The sequence below is a fragment of the uncultured Campylobacter sp. genome, assembly GCF_905372745.1.
Taxonomy (GTDB): Bacteria; Campylobacterota; Campylobacteria; order Campylobacterales; family Campylobacteraceae; genus Campylobacter_A.
Genome location: NZ_CAJPQR010000024.1, coordinates 13,800 through 33,479, shown reverse-complemented (window position 1 = coordinate 33,479; position 19,680 = coordinate 13,800). Strand labels below are relative to the sequence as shown.

Below are 19,680 nucleotides of genomic sequence, written 5' to 3'. Positions count from 1 at the left end.
TTAAAAGAACGCATAGCAGAAAGAGAAACGATTAAGACTCCTCCTGTTAAAAAACGCATTGGAAATATCATTGATATGAACACCAATGCCAAGGTCAAAGAGAGCAAAGGTTATGAATACTGGGCAACGAAACATAATCTGAATACGATGGCGGAATCCGTTATTTTCATCAGAGAACATGGGATTAAATCCGTTCAGCAGCTTGATGAATACATTCAAAGAGCAGCTGATGAAAGACAACATCTGCAAGATAAAATCAAAGCGATTGATAAGGAAATGGAACAGTTATCCGCTACGATGGAACAAGTCCATACCGTCAAAAAATATCGTGGACACTACAAAGAATATCGCTCTAATCCATCTGATAAGGCATTTTTTGAGGAATACAAAGCTCAGATTACCCACTATGAAAATGCTCTTTCCGAGCTTAAAAAGTCCTATTCCAAGCTACCAAATTCCAAGAACATTTTGGATAGGCTTGATGAACTAAGTGAAAAAAAGAATACCCTTATGCAAGAGTATTCTTCCTCAAAGTCTGCTATGGACGAGCTTTACAAGATACGCAGAAACTACGGAATCTACATGGGTAAGGAGATGCAGAGATAGCCATCTCCTTTACATTAACACAATTCAAATTCTTTCAATAATTTTCTATAATGATTTCATCAACACTTTTTATTTCAGTGTAACCTCTATAGAAAATAGGAATATCTCCTTTTTTAAAATTAGGTGAAATATAAATATAAATTTTTTTATTCAAAGCATCTGCATATCCAAGTTCCCATGGACACCACTGCGATTTAAATGTTGATTCCGTTAAAAAGATTATAAAAATCTTACTTTGCTGTATTCTTAGTTTAATAATTTCTGATGTTGAAGCATTACACCATTCTCGTTTCAAATCATATTTATCATTAACCCAATCTATATAAGCCACATATCCTTTTGTATTTAAATTTTTATATAATTCAACTATTTGATTCATATCACTAGAGTTATGAGATATAAAAACATCAAATCTTTTCACCTTTTCTAAATCATCTACGTACAGTCTCTGTTTTAAAACTTCAGGACCTGAATTGTTTTTTACAATTTCGTTATCAATATAATTTTTCTTACCTTTTTTCTTACGTCTTAACATAAATGGTAATCCAATAGATTGAATATAGTTTTGGGCTTCTTTTTTTAAAGAAAAATTTCTCGTACATGAATTAACCTTGTAAAAAAACTCCGTAATATTTGATGATTTATATTTTGAAAGTTCTTTCATTATCTCTAGTTTTTGATGCAAGTCGTAAGTATTAAAATATCTATCTATAAAAAATGATGTATATGATGGTTCTATTTCTTGAATAAATCTTAATGTTCCGTCAACTTTTTGTTTTCTTTTATCAAGTTTGGATTTTGATAGCTGTTTTATTTCATTCTTTAAACTTTCCACCTCATCTTTTTCCAAAATAATTCTGTTCTTATCTTTTCTAAGTTTATTCACGCTATGAAAAGCACAATCTAAAATAAAATTATATGGTTTTCTAAAATTATATCTGCTCTTTTTCCCATACCTAAGCAGAACCATATTTTTATTATGCCAAAAATCATACTGTTTATTCAAATCATCCCACATATCTGGATATAACTCTTTAAATGTATTAACAATATCATCGTCTGAAAAAGTATATGGCATTAACATCAAAACTTGTTGAATTGGCTTTTTAAATTTCTTTTTATAATCAATATAAATTTTATTAAATTGCCTTGCTGTTTTTCCCATAACCAATTACTCTTTTAGCCAACTTGAAAGTGGAATTATAGATTTTTTATCTTTAGATTTTGTCATAACATAATATCCTTCCTTCACTTTTTTCCCTGAATCATATTCCTCTCGCCCATCGAAATAAGTTATATACGAATATATTTCCATATACTCATTTCCTTTATAATTACTCCCCTTCTCTTTCATAGGAAAAAGTACAGCTTTTTTCCTTTAATCGCATCAGCAAATCCCAACTCCCAATTACACCATTTTGATTCGACTGCTCCATCAGTGGCTAATAAAATAAACCTTTTGCATTTTTTTATTCTATCTTTAATTTTTTCAGCAGTCTCTCCAGATGTTATTTTAGGCATAGATAAATCTCTACTATCAATATATGCAACAACATTAAAAATTTTTTCAAGAAATCCTATAATACCCTTTAAATCATCTAAATCATCATGTTTATGTGATATAAAGACAGAAACTTTTTCCTCAAAAAAAGTAAAAGACTCGTTAATAACACCCATAGATTTTTCTAAGTTATTAATCCTATATTCACTAAATTCTCCTTGCTCAAAAATCTCTTTCATAACCCATCACCTCACTATTTTTATCAACTTACTACAGTTATTTTCCTTTTTTTCGTGCTGCTTTTTCAATCCAACTTCCCAAATTATAATATCCATTGTCTTGCGAATAGTCATACAAACCATCACAAATAGAGTCAAAATACGCAGGTGTATCATCATTATAGTATCCAATAACAGTATGTGAATTGCCCTTTACTGATGTTCTTTGAGTTCTCATATCTCTAATGTTATGTATATAAATCCCAATTATTGCATTTCCTCTTTCAATGCTTTTTCGTATTTCATATTGGACAAATGGACGTTTTAATGTTTCTTTGCCAATTAGGACTACAGTAACTGAAGTTCCTTCTAGTTGCTTATCTATCCATTTGCAAACAGCATTTTCACCATTCCTTTTAACCTTTTCAAATTCCGCCTTATCAATAAAACCTGTAGCTTCTTTGCCTTGAGTAACCCAACTATTTCTCACTGTCATTGATCTATTAATATCCTCATCATAATGAAAGCTAAAAAATACTCTTCTTGCCATATTAACATTCCTCCTTATTGTTAAGTCTATTTATCATTTTAATTATTTTATCAACATTAGTGTCTATATCATAAAAATTAGCAATATACTCAATTTCATCATTATTTAAAACATTTTCAACCATATCACCATTTTCAGAATATAATTCCTGAGCCATAGACCCAGTAAATGCTAATGGTATATTCACTAATTGATATGATTCAGCAATATTAAATTCTCTTTTTACGCCATCAGCTTTAATAATTTCTCCATCCTTTTGTTTATTACCAAACATATATATTGCTATACCACATTGGGAAATCATTTCTTCTCTATATTTTTCCCAAGTTGTCCGAAGTTGCTCACTATTTATTGCACTTAATGGGAATGGCATTAGTTTTAAACTATCTTCAATTTTAATATTCCTGTGGTCATAGCAATATTCAGTGATTCCATTTATTACATAAGTCCCTACACCTAATCCATATCCATTAACAACTTTATATCCGTTCTTAACAAGTTCAAAAGATAGTTTCCTGATAAAATCCTTAGCTACTTGTATATCTAACGGAGCATAAGTTTCTGCACTTCCTGAAAGGAACACAGTTTTTCTTTTATATCTATTTAATATAATTTCTAATATCTCCGTGATTTCTTCATAGCTATCAATCAAGCATATTTTTATTCCATATCTGTCTAAATCTGCAATCCGCAGTTCTTGTTTAATTAAATCATATTTGTATTCTTCTAGTGCTTTTTTGTATTCTTCGTCTTCAAAATTGTCTCTATTAGGTTCAGTAATTTTTTTTAATATATAATAATGCGGTCTATTATCATCCCCCAATAAAACTCTCATTTTGCTGAGTACAAAATTAAAATTAGGATCACTAAAACTGAATCCTAAAAATAGAAAAGTCTTTGTTAGCAATGTTCCTTCTAAAACATCTCTAAATAATTTTCTACTATTAACTCCATATTCTTCGTAATCATCTCTAGTTATTACTGCCTCAGATGGGCTTTGAATATCTCCATGCATTTTATATACAACTGAATCATAATTTTTATATGAAAGCTGTAAATCCTTATCAGCCTTTCTGACTGAAACATTCTTATTATTTTCTTTCAACGCATCTTCAATTAATGTATCAAAATTTGTTGTCCAATATGTGGAAATTGGAAGCTGTGATAATATCTTATGGTTTTCAGTTGGTTTTTTATTAGATGGAAATGAATCTGATAAAAGTTCATTAATAGCACTTCTTTTATTTTTATTGCAATAAAACTGAGCCAAAGAAATCAAATCATGCTTTTCTTTGGCTATGTCTAATTTCAACTTCTCTGCAGGTTTTTCCAATAACTTTTCCCAATTATAGTATCCAGCATTTATAGAAAGTCCTGCACCAGCAAAAATTGCTAATTCGTCACTATATAATGCCTGTTCAACAATTTCAATCAATTCTTTTTTATCAATTATATTGTTCATTTTTTCTCCTCCACAATAGAAATTAGTTCCCCAAAATTAGTCTCTAAAGAAATACATATTCTGTACAAAATTTCCATACTAACAAATTCGCCTTTTCCCATCTTTGCTATCGTTGCTGGAGCAATCCCGACTTTCTCCTGTAAATCTTTTTTGTTCATATTTTTATCTATCAAAAGTTTCCATAAACCATTATAGTTTATTTTCATATTACCATCCTTAATATTCATATAATTGAATTTTTTTTCTTCGTATATTATACCATAGTTTTACCAAATAAAAAAGAGTCGGTGCAGTCCTAAGACCACACCGATCATAAGTTTATCTCTCAGCTTCTTTGTTTGCTTCTTTCTTTTCCTTTGGCTTTTCCTTATCTTCAGCTTAATATTTCTTGATAGCTCCAAGTACAGATTCTTTCTTTTCTTCTTGTCCTTTCATATGCTCCTTTGCCTTTAGTAGCTTTGAAGAAAGTATTCTGATATTACTATGCTCCTTTCCGTTATCATCAATAGATGTCCTGATCTGCCCAAAGAGCTTAACAAAATCTCCCTGCTTAAATTATCACTCTTTTCTCCATAAGCGGAGCAATTATGATATATCTTATTTCCGTCATCGTCTTTGGATACAACGGAGAAGTTCGCTGCCTTAAAGGTTTCTCCGTTCTTATTTTCCCTTTCAATGACATCGACCTTGCCTACAACATTTCCAACGATATTTATAAGGTCATCCCCCCCCTGAACATAAGGCAGGTCTTTTATCCGTCCTTGTTCTCGTAAATCCTCAATCATATAGTCGAATTCCTCATGCAGCAAATTAACGGTGTCATTATCCATATAAGCATCATAGAGCTTATCCAAAGCACTTTCATCGTTGATACCTTTTTCCATGCTGATAACCGCCTTAACAAAATCCTTGTGGTTATCACTTACCATATCTTCAATTTTATCTCTCATTGTTTTGTAATCCATGTTTTTATCTCCCTTCATGGTAAAAGGGAGGCCCCCTTATCTTAAAAATTCCTTGTCTTCTTATGTTGGCTTGTTCTTAATAGGGCTAATGGGGTTAATAGGGCGAGCATACTCTACGTGGCCACAAAAACGTTACCGTTTTTGGCTTACGTAGAGGCTCGCAAGGAGAGCTTGCAGCTCCCTTGACCCACGCTTTTGCCCCGAGTGTATTTATTGAAAACAGCTGAACCGAGTAGGCTGTTTTCAATAAATATTTAAACTTATGGACATATTTCCGTAAGAGCTCGGAGTGATTGTAGGTTAATTTTTTATTTTGTTTCTTGCTTAAAAAACAATCCATCTATTCTCTCTATTGGCTGCTAGTACCATAAACTTAAAATATGTTTTTCTATACGTTATTATCATGTGAGCCAAAGTAAAAACCGAATTAAGCTAAATTTAATCAAACTCATAGTGTAAAGTGCCCTATAGCCCATAAAATACGTTTTTTAAAGTTTTCTTATAGTATGTAGCTAAAATACTCGCTTGTTTCTTTTTTCGATCCCGTACCTATTTAACATGTATAAATACGTTTATATGCTATTGCTGTCAAAATATTCAGAATTTTTATTTGCGATCCTAGCTTTAACTTGACCTATCGCCCTTAAATATATATCATGCATTTTATCAAGACGCGGAGATATTTATGAATCAGAATTTTCACAAAAAAAGAAAAATCACTAAAACTATATTCAAAAGACTTAGGCTTACGCCCGACGAATGGTCGGCTATCGAAAAGAAGCTAAAAGAAACAGGGATGACCTTTTCAAAATTTGCCCTAAGTTCAATGCTGTCCAGGCGAATTAGACTTCCTATTGAAAGGGAGCTTTTAGCTGAGTTAGCTAAACAAGGAAACAACCTAAACCAAGTGGCTGCCAGGTTAAACCGCGACGAAAGTTTAGATAGGGTAGGTCTTAGAATTCTCGCCGACACCAATACTATCTTGCGTCGAATTTACGAGATGTTGGGCAAGTAATGGAACCTATCGGTAAAGTTTATCGTTTTTCGGTTTTATACTTTTGCTATGCAAAGAGAGACGTTGGTAACGATGCTAGTTAAATTCCTTCCTACATATACCGGTGGCGGTCTTGGGAGCATAAACTACCTTTTAAACGAAAGAAGAAAAGCGGCCGGAACGGCTAGGGTCATAAAGGGTGACGAAAATTTAACTAGAGCCGTGATAAAAGGGGTTACTTATAAACAAAAGACCTGTTTCGGAGTTCTATCATTTGAGGAGAAGCATGATTTTTTGGATGAAGAGCAAAAGCTAAAAATCATAAAAGATTTCGAGCTCGCATTGCTCGGGGATTATATGTTAGAGCGGGTAAATGTGCTCTGGGTCGAGCATTCGGACAAGGACGGTCGGTTGGAACTAAATTTCTTGATCCCAAAGATCGACATGTCGACAGGCAAATCGTTTAATCCATACTTTGACAAGTATGATCAAAGTAGAATCGATCTGTTTAAAAGAATCGTTAATGACGAGTATAATCTTTCAAGCCCCGACGATCCCGCAAGAGAGCAAACTATATCGGCCAGCAAGAAAAATATCGGGCACTATAAAAATTTAGAAGAACTCGATAAAAAGCTACACGATCTAGTCGGACAAGGCTATATCAAAAATAGAGATCATATGATTGAGCTTCTGGGTCAAAGCGGTATTGAAGTAACCAGATCGACCAAAAAAAGTATAACCGTAATGTTGCCTAATCAAAAAACAAAAAATCGTTTAAAAGGAGGAATATACGATGCAAATTTCACAGGCGCTCAAGGACTTGGAGAGCTCGGCCAAAGCTCAAGCAGAAGAATTCGAGAATTCCACAATAGAGACACACAAGCAGAGCGCGAAAGAAATAGGCGAAAGCTTGAAGAACTTGTTAAAAAACGAGATAAATTCAATAGGCAAAAATTTGGAATCCAGCCTTCAAGAAATTATATCGAACCAAAGCAAGAACAAAAGATGGATATCGGCACTCATAGCTACGGCGGCACTGATAATAGGAATAGTATCGGGCCATCAGATACACTCTTATATGGCGGAACCACAAATCAAAAAAACGAGATCGGATGTAATCAAGGAGCTGCAGGTGCTTTTGGACGAACAAACAAAAGAGATGGAATCAATGAGAGTTTGGACGATACCGCAAGCATGGAGACATTCCGAGACGGAAGCGGACGGAAGGATGCGGTACTACATATCGATCCCTCAGAGCAAGGAGATAATCAAGCGCGACAGCAAATACTATATACCTATGAGAACGGAGTAGAAGATGACGACATTAGAAGAAGCATTGCTCGAAGAAAACGAGAGCTTGACGCAAATTATCAAGAGCGAGAGGAGCGAATACGAATCGCAGAAGAAGACCTTGATCGAAAAATACGAGAAAGAGGTAACGAATTTGCAACAAGACAAAATGAATTTGATAGATCGAATGCAACATTTGATGAACGATTGCGAGAACAAGATACACGAATCGTCGCAAGCGCAAAAAGAAAGATACGAGAAATCTTTGGAGTCTTTAAGAAAGAAACTAATAAGTTTGCAAGAAGAATTAAAAGAACTATCAAAAAAATACGAATCTTTGAAAGAGAAGTGTCAAGAATAGCGGCCAATAGGCAAAATTTTAAAAGCACAGAGGAAATGACACTGGATGTGGATGAAGAATTGTTGGAAAGCCCAGATAATACCTGGGGGATGAGCATGTAGTCTTATGGGAGCCAATCAGCCTTGTTCTCTTTAGTGCTCTAGGCCTTAATGGGAATCAAAAGGCAGATTTTGCTCAGTTGCTTTGACGAGATATGGATAGCCTACTTCTTGGACTTATCTAAGGATACTGCGGTTGTATTTTTAATATCAAATAGGTTCAATATCTAAAATATACTGCACTTGATCTCCAGCCACTTCGTGTTTGGCTATCCATTTTTCTATCTTTTCTCTATCGTATAGAACTTTTCTGCCGCCTAGCTTTATGTATGGTAATATACCTTTCGATCTCCAAATCGATTGGGCATCGGTACCGACACTAAAGAGAGCTTCAAATTCCACGGGCGTTATAAACTTTTTTTGACAAGGATTTATTTGCATTTTTTCCCTTTTACAAAATTTTGTATCCATCCTAGCATGTTACAAGCCTTAAGTCCAGCAAAAAGCCGGTTCGCCAAAAGATAATTTACTGTTTTTTTGTTTTGTGGTACTAGAGGAGCGGTCGGATGCTTAGACAAATTTACAAAAAAGTTTAATATCTTTTATGATATAATCAGCCCAAAGGATAAAGTTTGTGGGAAATTACATTTTTGGACGATCGAGTAGCTGAAGATTTTAAAGCCCTGCCTCCTAAAATTTCCGCTAACATGACCCATATATTTAAGCTCTTACGTCTTTATGGCAACCAAGTGGGCTAGCCTCAAACTAAAAACCTAGACGATATAAGGGTTAAGTTTGGAAGGTATGTAATTAATGGTATCATGCAACCACTATAGCTAAATTTTATACAAAGATTTATTATCTTAAAAGCTATAACAACGGTTATTGCGTTTCAATAATAACCCGCAAGAATTTATATTGAAGTCGGATACAAATTTTGGGCTCAATGGAACTTAAGTGAATTTTTGGTTATGACTAAGTTTTGCTACGCATGAGACCTCTTGTTAATTTTAGTAGAATATGATAGGACTCTTATTTAGAATAGTTATACATCACGTCTATTTGCTAAAAATGCAAGAAGCCTTGATGCTTCATTCAACTTATTATCAGCATCTTTCCCAAATAACTCTGTAGCCCAAATGTGATCTATGTCTCTTATAATAGGATTTTTAAGTTCTAAAAATGAAATGTTTGGCAACTCAGCTTGAATCTTTGTATACAACGTGTCAGAGAGAGTATCGAAGTTTGGAACTAATGTGGTGAGAATATCTTTCACCTCCATCTTTCTCATTCCCACCTCATCCTTCGAAGAAACTTCACATATTAGTTGATAGAATATAGTAGTCATCCATGTTGATAGTAGAATTGCCTGTTCAATATTAGCCATACTGCATACAACAAAATTAGTGGAAACAAACATACGGTTTTTAGAATAATATGCTCTTCCTTTGGTTCTTATAGCACGAGGAATTAATACCGTGTTTCCTGGAAAAGCCCCCCTGCTTTCGCGGTCTAGAATGCGTTTCCACTCTATAATATTTTTTGAATTTCTCGTCTGCCTACCTATATTAATTGGTAAAGATACATAGTCTCTTAAAATTGAATCAATAATCGCCGAAGAATTTATCGAAGAATCTAAAATTTTACTATCTCCCCCTTGTATATCCACAGTATCAATGCGTGCATTACGCAACCCCAATCCTAACTTTACACGCTTTCGGTAACTATTAAAAAGTGAAGGATTAGAGTCTAAGAAAAGCAGATCACTTCCTCCATTATTTCCTGCTCCTCCTCTTTTCACTGGGAAATTATAGGTATCCATTTGAATCAATTTGGGAGATGATGCCAATTCTGCTTGAACAAAGGATATTGAATCTATCATATCTATATTAAATTCTCGCCAGCCATCTTCTATGCTATTAATGAGAGTTATTCTGTTAACTGTCTTTCCCTCTATTCCAGGAATAATTGTTGTAAAATAATTAGCAAGATTTCTACTCAACGCAACCTTAAAAGTATCCGCATCAATATCGGGAATATTATCCATGCTTGTTATTATATCAATATTTTCATTCAATCTTTTTATAGAGCCGACAAGCACACAAGTATCTTTTGTAACATCCTCAAAAATTCCTACACCTGGATAGATAAAAATCTTTTTCAATCCGAATTTGGACGTAAGCAATCTGCGAATTATAACTGCTTCATTTCCGCGAGCAATCAAATGCGTCTTCGGGAAAACACAAGCGATAGTAGTCTCTTTAGGTAATAATTCGGTCAGCAGCTCCAGAAACACCGCTTCTAATGGCATCTGTCCAACATTAGTTATTGCTTCCTCTCCTGTAATTCTTCGTATTGCTTGATAAAGAGATTGCTTACGGGGGATACAATATATCCCTGCAACAAATGGGGGATTTACTAATAAAACTTTAGTATTTAAAAAATATGTGGAATCCAAATTCGAAATATTATGACATGTAATATTAGGTGCAACATTAACATTTATACTACTGGCAAAATTCAATCCAAGTCTTAAAGAGAGGAGTTCTAAAAGCTGTTTATTAGCATCATTAGCAATTATCTGATTTGACCTGAGATTATATACTGAAATTGCCGAACTAATCAGATTTCCACTTCCTGCGGCGGGATCGCATACACAATCACTTATATCCAAATCTCCGCTAACACTATGTGCAAGGATTGCAACAATCTTAGCCAACTCTAAATCGGTAGGAACCTCTCCCTCATGCTCATGACCTGCTGATACTATCTGGTGCAAAGTGTCGGCTATTGAGTCTCCCGTTACATTTTGATTGCCATAATTAAAAAGTTCAGTAAGCAGAGTATTTTCGACAGTAACCGTAGGGTCAAATAATGTAGTGCAATAATTAAAAATCCCAGCGAAATCAACACGACTACCCTCATTGCATATTTGCTGAATATTTCCACGAAAAACGCGAATGTCATGAAGATCGTTCCTTCCAACATATTGGAACGACCCTCGAATATATTCGTACAGCATTAAAGCAAGATTACTTTTCCATTTTGAATAATCGCATCTGATTGGTTCAATTTCAGCAACAAAATCATCTAAAGTCAAAAAATAGCTATAATTATCCGTTAATATAGCGTCAATCGTATTTTTAAAATAGATTGAAAGGCCATCACAAAGAGCATTTTCGTTATCAAAAGATTGAAAATCACCTATAATCGAAAGTCCTGGCTGGAGCATCTGTTGATAAGTGCGTTGTCTCGCACTATCATATCTAAACAAAATAGCTCTTTCGAGATTAGTTAGAATATAATACGGTTTCTCCGTTATACCTACATTACTCTGAACATATGACATTGCCTGAAATTGATGCCTAGTGCTGTTAACCGCTGCAGGTGTTCTTTTAACCTCAATGACACAAAGATATTTGTGAGTTGTGATATTTTCAATAACAAAATCCATCTCCAAAGAGCCAGTATATCGGTGGTGCACAACTCTATAATTTCTCTCCTGTCCAAGAAGTCTAAGCGCATTATTAAGGGCGTTTTCACATATAGGATGATATACGCCCACTTCTGAATCGTTGTAATTAATCATAAACTTTCCTCACAAATATTTTTTTAATTCTCTTGCAATCACCTCAGCGAGTAACGGTGGAACGGCATTTCCAACAATCAAATTTCTTCCTTGTTTGCTACTGGAAATAATCTGATATGAATCCGGGAAAGATTGTAACCGTAACGCTTCTCTCACTGTTATCAATCTATCCTGACTATAGTGGATATTACATCCAACATTCGGTCGATTGAAATATGTGTTAATAGTATATGATGGTTCATCAGGTAACATGCGACCATAACAAGTAGTATGTCCTCCTTCTCGCTGTAATCTTTTGATCCTTTTAGATGGAACATCCTTTGGAATATCATTATAATTTCCACCAGGTTTGACATGTGAGCATATATATTTGTCTAATTCGCTCATTCTTGGCATGAAATGTTCCGTTACTAAATCTTTTGAACGCATTACTTTCTGATATTCATTTTGTGGTGGATATTTATATTCTGCAACCCCATTTTCATCATATACAGGCACTCCTAAATCATCTAAAGCCTGTCTAACACTTATATATGGAATCAAGCCCTCACTGAGATCTCCGTGAGTCGGTGCAGGGAAAATAAAATTTCCTTTTTTAAGTCCAACAATGATAACCCTCCGTCTTTTTTGAGGCACGCCATAATCTGCTGCGTTCATAACCTGCATTTCCACATTATATCCAATTTCCCTAAATGCCGTCCTAAGCTGATCTACAATTTTTTCTCCACTTTTATTTTTTGCAGATAAAAGCCCAGTTACATTTTCAAAAACGAAGGCTTTAGGCTGAACTTTTTTTAGAATTTTCATATATTGCCAAATAAGTTGCCCTCTGACATCTTCTATATTTCTCATTCCTGCAAGAGAAAATGATTGACATGGCGGTCCACCAATAATAACATCTGCACGAGGAATATCATTTAATTCTTCTTTAATTATATCAGCACATTTGATGTGAGCACCGATATTTTTTTTATATGTTTTTACTGCATTTTCGTTATTATCAATAGCCCATAAGATTTTATAGCCTGCATTAATAAAGCCTAAATCCAATCCACCCCCTCCAGAAAATAAACTAACAATATTTGTCATTTATACATTCTCCAATCTATTAGTAACTAGTTTCTCGTATTCGTTTGAAATTTCTTCAAAACCTATATCTGAATATTGAGAAAGTACCTTTGTTATTCCCGATATGATTTTTTTCGTACCATTATTAATAAGTTTCTTTGACAAATCCCTTAGAATGTAGGCATCCTCTTCTGAAAAGTCACAAAAATTGGGAATCTGTAAGTTTTCTAAGTCATATCGTTGCAATTTTAGTAATCCAGCACCATATTTTTTCCCATAGCATTCCAGTTGATAAAATGTATAGTAGTTATTTAGTAGTGCGAAACATATAAATTCATCTATTATCGGATAGATAATGTAAAAATTGTCGCGAACAATGTTGCCAGATCTGTTAAATACAAACTTCATATCATTTCTTACAAAATAACTAAAAATGATTCCATCACATTCAAAAAGATTGAGCTTATACCATTCATCACCTTTAATAATTTTATTAACCAGAGTTTTTGGTTTTTTATCTTTAAGAATCTTATCCTGCCAAGAGCCAAAGTAATTATCTATACTTGGTTCATTAAAATCATCATGGCTAACAACGAGCAATTTATCATATTTCGAACCTGCTGTCGTATATCCATTCACTTGCTTTGGTGATGATATAATGTTTTTAGTATACTTCTCATCACAATTAATAACTGGATTAATAAACATGGAATTGCATCCGGTTGTCAAACCCCTACGAATGTTGCCAATATCCTTAAGCTTTTTAGCAAAGCTGATATGAAGACTATTGGCTTCTCTAACAATGGGTACAAAAGTATCATTTATTAATTTTAGATACTCTGGAATAATCGACTTCTGTTCTCTTTGTGTTTTCCTTAATTTAAGGATAATAACATCGACAAGGGCAGTCTTTTCAAAGACATCACCAGAGATGTTTATTTGACGATCAACAACACAGCTTTTATACAAAGTTTCTCTAAAACGATCACCATTTTTTGCGAGTAGCCAGCTTCCAGGAAATATTACTATCAATTCACCATTTTCTTTCAAAACAGAAATTGCTTTTATGATGAAATACATGTATAGGTTTGCGCTTGTTGGCAAACATGAGAAAATGGAATTTGCTAACAAGATATCTTTGCTGACACCAAGCTGTGACAATTCGTTTATTTTTTCTTGTCTAACATATGGAGGGTTCATAATAACTCCGTCATATTGGCTGCATTGCTTAGATGACAGAAAATCTTCATTTTTTAATTTATGTTTCTGATATTTATTTTTGCATTTTTCATACAGGGCTGAGTCTATTTCATATCCATAAATATGATTCCATCCATCATTTGCCAAAGCAGAGAGAAAAGCTCCTTCGCCAAAACAAGGATCAAGGATTTTAGACTCTTTATTTATAGAGAAGAGTGATGTCATGTATCTTGCAACTGGAAGTCTTGTAAATACTTGTCCTAAATCCATCTCATTTATCTTTCTTATGTTTACTGTTATCAATGACTTTTGTTGTTTCCATAAGTGCAGTTTGCCTTATAAATTAGCTATATGGAGTATATATCACAAACCGTGTAATCTGTCTGAATTTCACAAAATTTCTTTTCTGAAATTAGGGAATGGGCTATTTATATACTTATTTTTTAACTTCGCTACGCTCGTTACTTTTCAAGAGCGCCAGCAAGATCATGGTTAAAAACTCCTTTGAAGGTTTTTAACTTACCTTGAGCTTATTTTATTATATCATATTTTATATATTTAACTTCTCGTATATCTTGTAGGTATTTTGCCGCAAACGTCATTTCCGCCCCAATCTTTTAGGGGCTACTAAATTTTCTATCACTTGCGAACTTTTTTGGGTTGCCTTGTAGGTATCTACGCCTAAATAATGCTGTAGCGTCGCCAGTTCTTCGTGTAGTAAAGTACCCGACATCGTATGGATATCCGCGCTAGCTTCCGCAAGAGCGCCTACTACTATATCTCGCGCCATATGCAGGTGAAAATTTTCAACTCCTGAGAGTTCTCTGATCTTTTTGACTTGCCTGTCTAGATTAACTATCGTCTCGCCGCTTACGGGACTGGCAAACACTAGCTCGGCCATCCTCGGTATCTCTTGTAGTTTGGATGCTATAAAATTTGGGATAGCCACGATATAGTCGTTGGAGTTTTTCGTTCTCTCTAAAAGCATCGTGTTGTTACCGAAATTTATGTTTTTCCATTTTAAGTTTAAAATTTCGGACTTTCGCCTGCCCGTAAAAATCAGGGCAAAAAGCGTCCAGTAAAAAACGTCGTCGTCGTAAAGTTCATTAATAGCGGAAAATAAATTTCTAAGCTTATTAGAGCAATTGATGACTTTTGATTTTTTCTCGATCTTGTCCAACTTTAAACCAAACGTCGGCTCGAAAGCTAGAGCCCTATGAATAAGCGCGTACTTAAACATAGGACGTAAAATTTCTTTTATCGTTTTATTGTATGTTTTTGGCGATAGCCCTTTGCTTCGCATAGAGTTATAAAAAATTTGAATATGATCAAGCGTTACCTTTTCTATAGCCAGCGAGCCTAGCGGGCTGTTTTTGATATGATTGTTAAACATCGCCGCTAGCCCGGTCGTAGCTTTGGTTTTGGCTCTAGTTTCCATATATAAATCCCAAAGCTGCTTAACTTTGATGTTTGGCTGGATTCTAGAAACATTAGATGCCGCCATATCTTTGCCTTTTGCCCACTCCGCAAAAACTGCCATAGCTTCTTGTAAATATTCCCGCCCGGTCCATTTTTCTCTTACAGCTATTTCTACTACTTTAGTGGCTCGCCTTCCGTCGCTACTTCTTTTTCTGAATAAAAACTTATTCGTATGATTTTTACTCACGTATATATTTGGAACTTTCGTCTTTTTGTATTCGCTTAGACTGATTGACATTTGAGTCCTTTTTAAAATCCTTTGTGCCGCTTTGGGTAACCCACTGGGTAACCCATTTGGCGATAGGATTATAATTCTAAAAAAGTTATAATCAGCTTAAAATATCGTATTTTAGGACTATATAAACTTATATAATCCTTAATAAATCTGCGGCGTATTTTTTCAAGTCCTTTCATCCGCACCATAACACTCTCGAATACGAAAACTTTCCCCAAAGTACATGCTTTTGACGTAGTCCGTAATGGGACTTATTGCGATAAATTTCCTATTTTTGCTCTTTTACTCACTAAAAACTACTCACTAGCTAAGATTAGTGAGTTTTTTAAGACTTAACATGATGGCATCGCTCCGTTTTCTGATAATTAATTTAGAAATCCACAATTCGGAGCTGAATATGAAGTTGGCAAAAACCTCTAACCCTAAGTTGCGCGACACTGCTAAATTTCGCGTTAATCCCGATAAAGCTATACGAGATTATCGTCTAGAAAAGGACGTAAAAACAAGCCGCCAAAGTCCTAAAAAGAGCTCTATTCCTTAATCAAAAAGGCTTTATCTACGATTCCGTTTTTGGTTGCGCGGGTTTTTGAGAGCCGCAAAAATAAAAGCCCGCATATTTACGCTTTGCTTTTTGTTCCGATACGCGATCTAGCCCAAGCCGTCCAGAAATATAAATCCATATAACAAAAGTGCCGTGAAAATAAACGCTTTAAGCCCCGCCTATATTTTCAAGGGTAAAAGCGGCGCTACGCTTTGATAGAGCCGCTTTTATGAGATGCGATTACTTTTGTTGGCGGCGGATTTATAAATTTAGCCCAAGGCTTTTTTGGGCGGATTTATTCGGGTCGCTCGCGCCGTAAATTTAAAGTAGCAAAGCGCATTTTTAAATTCCTAGTAGCCGGCAAAAGCGTAAACCAAACTCCGGGCTTACTGCTCATATTTTTTCATTATCCTTTTTGCGACGGTTTTGCCGATGTTTTTGTAGCGTTTTTCGTTAAAGGCTAGAGACTTTAGATACTCCGTATCGCTCGTGTCGCCCAAAGCCTCAAAGCAAATCGCCGCATGTTCGGCCACGATTTCGTCCTTCGTACCGATCGTTGCTGCGATGAGTCCCTTTAAAATAGGCGCGAAAGCATCATGCGTCCGCGCACCGATTTTTTGACTTTTTATACCGCAAGAAAAGTTCATAAGCGTGTAGATATAGCACTTTGCAAAGCTCTTTTTCTTAGGCGGGATACCGTGCGCGAACTCCTCTCCCAGCTGCAAAAACGCATCCAAGGCCTCGTGCGGCGGTAGCTCCTCTATGGTGCCAAAAACTATGCCGAAAAACTGCTTTGGGCGGTTTATCGCTTTGATCAGTCCTGCTACGCCGCCTTCTAGATAGATGCAGATCGCATCGACCCACGCAGCCATCGGTACCACTAAGTCGTCGTTCATCGGCTGCCAGTCGTACTGCCTAGACATCTCGCGCAGAGGCTCTATGAGAGCCGGGTCCGGTATCTTTAGCGCTTTTAGCAGATGCTCGACCTCCAGATCGCCGCTTTTTTCCAGGCGGTGGAGCTTTTTTATAAATTTTTCTACTTCGGTCATATTTTTCCTTGGATTTGATTTGGCCGATTTTATATTATTTTGGCTAAATTTATACCACAAAGTCGCCTGCTAGGTCGGCATCAGAGCCGGATACGGTTTGCCTGGAGCAAAGGCGCGGGCCTGCCAAAAGGCGCGGGCCTGCCAAAGGGATAAATTTACGCCGTTTTATCGCAGGCTAAATTTGCTTTTTGCGTTCCAGCGCCCTAAAGCTTGCTTGCCGCTTTAAGCCGTAAATACGGCGAAAAACGCTAAATTTACGGCTATTTGGCGTTTAAATTCGCTTATTTTTGCATTTGGGTTTTGGCAAAATCGCAAACTAAAGCTTGACACGGAGCTAAATTTAACGCCAGGCGGCGCATTTTCGGGTTAAATTTGCGGCTTTATAAACGGCTATAAAACGGCTTGACGGCTGTTTTTGTCTTTGCTTGGCGCCTGGCTTTGAGCTTGTTTTTGCAGCGTGCCTATGCTCGCTAAGAAGCGGACGCTAGCAGCCTCACAAGGCATGCGCCTAAAATGCCGAGTGCAAACTAAAATCACCATCTAGGGAGGTTAAATTTTGGTTTTTAAAAGGCGAGTTTGATCTAAATATGGCCCGAAAAATCAAGATAAAATCTCAAATTTGACCCGTTCGTTTTCCTCCGCTAGGTCGGTAAAAACGGCGATCAAATCGTCCGCATAACCCCCTAGCGCGGCAAGAGCGGAATGATTTTTTAGTTTGATTTGAGTAGGTTCGTTTATCTCGCCGAGCGCGTCGTAAAGCGCGTCGAGGTTTTTTATCTCGGGGTCAAGGCCGAATTTTCGCGCCAGATACTCAAAGGCCGCCGTTTTCTCGCGCATTTTCGCGCCGTTTAGAGTTATGATTTTCACTGCCGCCTCCGCTCATAAAGTAGATAAAAGTTCTCGTAATGATCGGGCGTGTAGTAGATCAGCCCGTCGTTAGAAAATACGATGCGCTCGGCTCCGCGTCGCCCTCCGCCATATCCGATATCGCACTCAAACCACTTGCGACCGCTAGCCTCGGGTAGCCTTTTTTCTCTGTTTGAAAAGCGGTCGCCGCCGATGCTTTTTTTGTCCGCGACCTGCCACAGATTGCCGCTTTTAGCGTCCCATCCGAGCGCAAGGGCTTCTTTTTTGGTGATGAAGTTTCGCGGCAACCCGCCGAATCTATAAATATACGCCGCAACCTCGTCTTTTGAGGTGTAGATGCCGTCTTTTACGACGTTTGCGGAAGGCGCGGCGACTACGTTTTTGCCTGCGCCGTTTTCTATAAACTCGCTTTGCGGCTGATTTTGTTTCGGGGCGGCCGAGTTATCCGGGATGATAAATTTAAACAGCGCCACGAGCAATAAAACAGCCAGCGGCAAGATGACGTTTCTAAGTAGTTGTTTGTTCAAAAAAGACCTTTTGGAATAAATTTGAAGCACTTGCTTCGGCGGTAAATTTGACGTCAAATTTGTACGGACAAAATCCAAATTTGATAATTTAGCACCGTAAAGACGAGAGTAAATTTGCGTCAAATTTGACTCGGAAAAAGCCGAATCTAACCACATAGATCACAGTCAAATTCGGTCAAATTTACGGCACAAAAAGCTAAATTTGCCGTCCGAGTTCGTCAAATTTAAAGCGTATTAAACACCCTGTCCCCCGCATCGCCAAGACCCGGCACGATGTAGTTTTTTTCGTTTAGCCTCTCGTCGATCGCGGCGGTATAAACGCTCACGTCCGGATAAATCTCGCTAAATCTTTTTAAACCCTCGGGCGCGGCGATAACGGAGATAAATTTAATCCGCCTTACGCCTTTTTCGCATAAAAATTTGACCGCGTCTATCGCCGTGCCGCCGGTAGCAAACATCGGATCGATGACGATAGCGACGCGCTCGCTGGCGTCTGCGGGCAGTTTAGCGTAGAAAAATTCGGCTTGCGCGGTTTTTTCGTTTCGCTGAAAGCCTAAAAATCCGACGCTGGCGTTTGGGATGATTTTAAAAACGCTCTCTAACATCCCCAGTGCGGCGCGCAAAATAGGGCAGATCATGACCTTCGTTGCTAGCTTTTTAGCCTGCGCCTGTGCGACCGGGGTCTGCACGCTCACGTCTTTTAGCGCCAGGTCGCGCGTCGCCTCGAAAATCATCAGGTGGCTGATCTCATCGACTAGCATCCTAAACTGAAAGGTCGGCGTCGAGGCATCTCGCAAAATAGCTAGTTTATGCTCGATGAGCGGGTGAGAGACTAGGCGGACGTTTGGTAGCTCGGCGGCATCGGCGGCGGTGAAATTTTTCATAAAGATCCTTAAAATTTAGCGGATAAAATTTAAAAAACGCTAAGCTAGGGCTTTTTAAATTTTACCGTTTTGAGTCGTAAAAATCGCAAATCGCTAGTTTCGCGCATAAGGCCTGCTCGCGGATAAGACGCTATTAGCGGGCAAAATTTAGCTCCCCGTTAGACGGGCTTGCGCGCTTAGGGCGTTTGGCTTGGAGCAAAACCCGCGCGCGATAAAACAAGGCTAAATTTAGCCCGGCAAGTCGCTATAAATTTTA

17 protein-coding genes and 2 pseudogenes are annotated in these 19,680 nt (G+C 36.8%); 3 read left to right on the top strand and 16 right to left on the bottom strand.

Translation table 11 applies throughout. The annotated features are described in order from the left end of the window. A pseudogene (locus QZ157_RS07645) lies at positions 1-606 on the top strand (endonuclease); the annotation flags it as partial. A 34-nt stretch (positions 607-640) separates the two neighbouring features. Here QZ157_RS07645 and QZ157_RS07640 read toward each other — a convergent pair. The 7 genes and pseudogenes from QZ157_RS07640 to QZ157_RS07610 all read right to left on the bottom strand — a co-directional run bounded on the left by QZ157_RS07640 (position 641) and on the right by QZ157_RS07610 (position 5,302). Next, positions 641-1,771 (bottom strand): toll/interleukin-1 receptor domain-containing protein, encoded by a 1,131-nt coding sequence (locus QZ157_RS07640; RefSeq protein WP_295143925.1) that lies wholly within the window; start codon positions 1,769-1,771, stop codon positions 641-643. Between the two features lie 6 nt (positions 1,772-1,777). Then, positions 1,778-1,960, bottom strand: a complete 183-nt coding sequence (locus tag QZ157_RS07635; protein ID WP_295143923.1) for a hypothetical protein — start codon at positions 1,958-1,960, stop codon at positions 1,778-1,780. Further along, positions 1,957-2,346: a toll/interleukin-1 receptor domain-containing protein gene (locus QZ157_RS07630; RefSeq protein ID WP_295143920.1), complete on the bottom strand. Its 390-nt coding sequence runs from the start codon at positions 2,344-2,346 to the stop codon at positions 1,957-1,959. Before QZ157_RS07630 ends, QZ157_RS07635 begins: the two co-directional genes overlap by 4 nt. A gap of 37 nt (positions 2,347-2,383) precedes the next feature. Next, positions 2,384-2,875 (bottom strand): TIR domain-containing protein, encoded by a 492-nt coding sequence (locus QZ157_RS07625; RefSeq protein ID WP_295143918.1) that lies wholly within the window; start codon positions 2,873-2,875, stop codon positions 2,384-2,386. Position 2,876: 1 nt separating this feature from the next. Next, positions 2,877-4,337: an SIR2 family protein gene (locus QZ157_RS07620; RefSeq protein ID WP_295143915.1), complete on the bottom strand. Its 1,461-nt coding sequence runs from the start codon at positions 4,335-4,337 to the stop codon at positions 2,877-2,879. After that, positions 4,334-4,543: a helix-turn-helix transcriptional regulator gene (locus QZ157_RS07615; RefSeq protein WP_295143912.1), complete on the bottom strand. Its 210-nt coding sequence runs from the start codon at positions 4,541-4,543 to the stop codon at positions 4,334-4,336. Before QZ157_RS07615 ends, QZ157_RS07620 begins: the two co-directional genes overlap by 4 nt. 172 nt (positions 4,544-4,715) lie before the next feature. Then, positions 4,716-5,302, bottom strand: a pseudogene (locus QZ157_RS07610) (DNA-binding protein). Positions 5,303-5,987: 685 nt separating this feature from the next. On the opposite strand from QZ157_RS07610, the gene QZ157_RS07605 reads away from it, so the two are divergent. Both QZ157_RS07605 and QZ157_RS07600 read left to right on the top strand, forming a co-directional pair. Further along, a complete protein-coding gene (locus QZ157_RS07605) occupies positions 5,988-6,317 on the top strand; it encodes a hypothetical protein (RefSeq protein ID WP_295143909.1) in 330 nt (109 codons plus the stop codon). A gap of 72 nt (positions 6,318-6,389) precedes the next feature. Next, entirely contained in the window at positions 6,390-8,048 is a 1,659-nt protein-coding gene (locus tag QZ157_RS07600; protein WP_295143931.1) for a relaxase/mobilization nuclease domain-containing protein, read from the top strand. Positions 8,049-8,195: 147 nt separating this feature from the next. Here QZ157_RS07600 and QZ157_RS07595 read toward each other — a convergent pair whose 3' ends face one another. The 9 genes from QZ157_RS07595 to upp form a co-directional block, all read right to left on the bottom strand. Further along, positions 8,196-8,426, bottom strand: coding sequence for a hypothetical protein (locus tag QZ157_RS07595; protein ID WP_295143906.1), 231 nt, complete (start codon positions 8,424-8,426; stop codon positions 8,196-8,198). 604 nt (positions 8,427-9,030) lie between these two features. Then, positions 9,031-11,574 carry a BpuSI family type II restriction endonuclease gene (locus QZ157_RS07590; protein WP_295143903.1) on the bottom strand — a complete coding sequence of 848 codons (2,544 nt, stop codon included), beginning with the start codon at positions 11,572-11,574 and terminating at the stop codon, positions 9,031-9,033. Positions 11,575-11,583: 9 nt separating this feature from the next. Beyond that, positions 11,584-12,663 carry a DNA cytosine methyltransferase gene (locus QZ157_RS07585; protein ID WP_295143899.1) on the bottom strand — a complete coding sequence of 360 codons (1,080 nt, stop codon included), beginning with the start codon at positions 12,661-12,663 and terminating at the stop codon, positions 11,584-11,586. Then, positions 12,664-14,112 (bottom strand): N-6 DNA methylase, encoded by a 1,449-nt coding sequence (locus tag QZ157_RS07580; protein ID WP_295143896.1) that lies wholly within the window; start codon positions 14,110-14,112, stop codon positions 12,664-12,666. A gap of 328 nt (positions 14,113-14,440) precedes the next feature. Beyond that, the gene (locus tag QZ157_RS07575; protein ID WP_295143894.1) at positions 14,441-15,559 is read right to left on the bottom strand and encodes a tyrosine-type recombinase/integrase; all 1,119 of its coding nucleotides are present in this window, start codon (positions 15,557-15,559) and stop codon (positions 14,441-14,443) included. A gap of 924 nt (positions 15,560-16,483) precedes the next feature. Beyond that, on the bottom strand, positions 16,484-17,146 hold the full coding sequence (locus QZ157_RS07570; RefSeq protein ID WP_295143891.1) for a hypothetical protein: 663 nt from the start codon (positions 17,144-17,146) through the stop codon (positions 16,484-16,486). Positions 17,147-17,746: 600 nt separating this feature from the next. Further along, positions 17,747-18,013: a barstar family protein gene (locus QZ157_RS07565; RefSeq protein ID WP_295143888.1), complete on the bottom strand. Its 267-nt coding sequence runs from the start codon at positions 18,011-18,013 to the stop codon at positions 17,747-17,749. After that, the gene (locus QZ157_RS07560; RefSeq protein ID WP_295143885.1) at positions 18,010-18,540 is read right to left on the bottom strand and encodes a ribonuclease domain-containing protein; all 531 of its coding nucleotides are present in this window, start codon (positions 18,538-18,540) and stop codon (positions 18,010-18,012) included. Before QZ157_RS07560 ends, QZ157_RS07565 begins: the two co-directional genes overlap by 4 nt. A 224-nt stretch (positions 18,541-18,764) precedes the next feature. Beyond that, positions 18,765-19,424, bottom strand: a complete 660-nt coding sequence (gene upp / locus QZ157_RS07555) for a uracil phosphoribosyltransferase (RefSeq protein ID WP_295143882.1) — start codon at positions 19,422-19,424, stop codon at positions 18,765-18,767. Positions 19,425-19,680: the final 256 nt, after the last annotated feature.

What these genes read in the sequence shown, in the direction of transcription:
- QZ157_RS07570 (WP_295143891.1), bottom strand. Translation starts at nt 17,146, where the DNA reads ATGACCGAAGTAGAAAAATTTATAAAAAAGCTCCACCGCCTGGAAAAA.
- QZ157_RS07590 (WP_295143903.1), bottom strand. Translation starts at nt 11,574, where the DNA reads ATGATTAATTACAACGATTCAGAAGTGGGCGTATATCATCCTATATGT.
- QZ157_RS07580 (WP_295143896.1), bottom strand. Translation starts at nt 14,112, where the DNA reads ATGGATTTAGGACAAGTATTTACAAGACTTCCAGTTGCAAGATACATG.
- QZ157_RS07595 (WP_295143906.1), bottom strand. Translation starts at nt 8,426, where the DNA reads ATGCAAATAAATCCTTGTCAAAAAAAGTTTATAACGCCCGTGGAATTT.
- QZ157_RS07635 (WP_295143923.1), bottom strand. Translation starts at nt 1,960, where the DNA reads ATGAAAGAGAAGGGGAGTAATTATAAAGGAAATGAGTATATGGAAATA.
- QZ157_RS07640 (WP_295143925.1), bottom strand. Translation starts at nt 1,771, where the DNA reads ATGGGAAAAACAGCAAGGCAATTTAATAAAATTTATATTGATTATAAA.
- QZ157_RS07585 (WP_295143899.1), bottom strand. Translation starts at nt 12,663, where the DNA reads ATGACAAATATTGTTAGTTTATTTTCTGGAGGGGGTGGATTGGATTTA.
- QZ157_RS07625 (WP_295143918.1), bottom strand. Translation starts at nt 2,875, where the DNA reads ATGGCAAGAAGAGTATTTTTTAGCTTTCATTATGATGAGGATATTAAT.
- upp (WP_295143882.1), bottom strand. Translation starts at nt 19,424, where the DNA reads ATGAAAAATTTCACCGCCGCCGATGCCGCCGAGCTACCAAACGTCCGC.
- QZ157_RS07600 (WP_295143931.1), top strand. Translation starts at nt 6,390, where the DNA reads ATGCTAGTTAAATTCCTTCCTACATATACCGGTGGCGGTCTTGGGAGC.
- QZ157_RS07620 (WP_295143915.1), bottom strand. Translation starts at nt 4,337, where the DNA reads ATGAACAATATAATTGATAAAAAAGAATTGATTGAAATTGTTGAACAG.
- QZ157_RS07615 (WP_295143912.1), bottom strand. Translation starts at nt 4,543, where the DNA reads ATGAAAATAAACTATAATGGTTTATGGAAACTTTTGATAGATAAAAAT.
- QZ157_RS07575 (WP_295143894.1), bottom strand. Translation starts at nt 15,559, where the DNA reads ATGTCAATCAGTCTAAGCGAATACAAAAAGACGAAAGTTCCAAATATA.
- QZ157_RS07630 (WP_295143920.1), bottom strand. Translation starts at nt 2,346, where the DNA reads ATGAAAGAGATTTTTGAGCAAGGAGAATTTAGTGAATATAGGATTAAT.
- QZ157_RS07605 (WP_295143909.1), top strand. Translation starts at nt 5,988, where the DNA reads ATGAATCAGAATTTTCACAAAAAAAGAAAAATCACTAAAACTATATTC.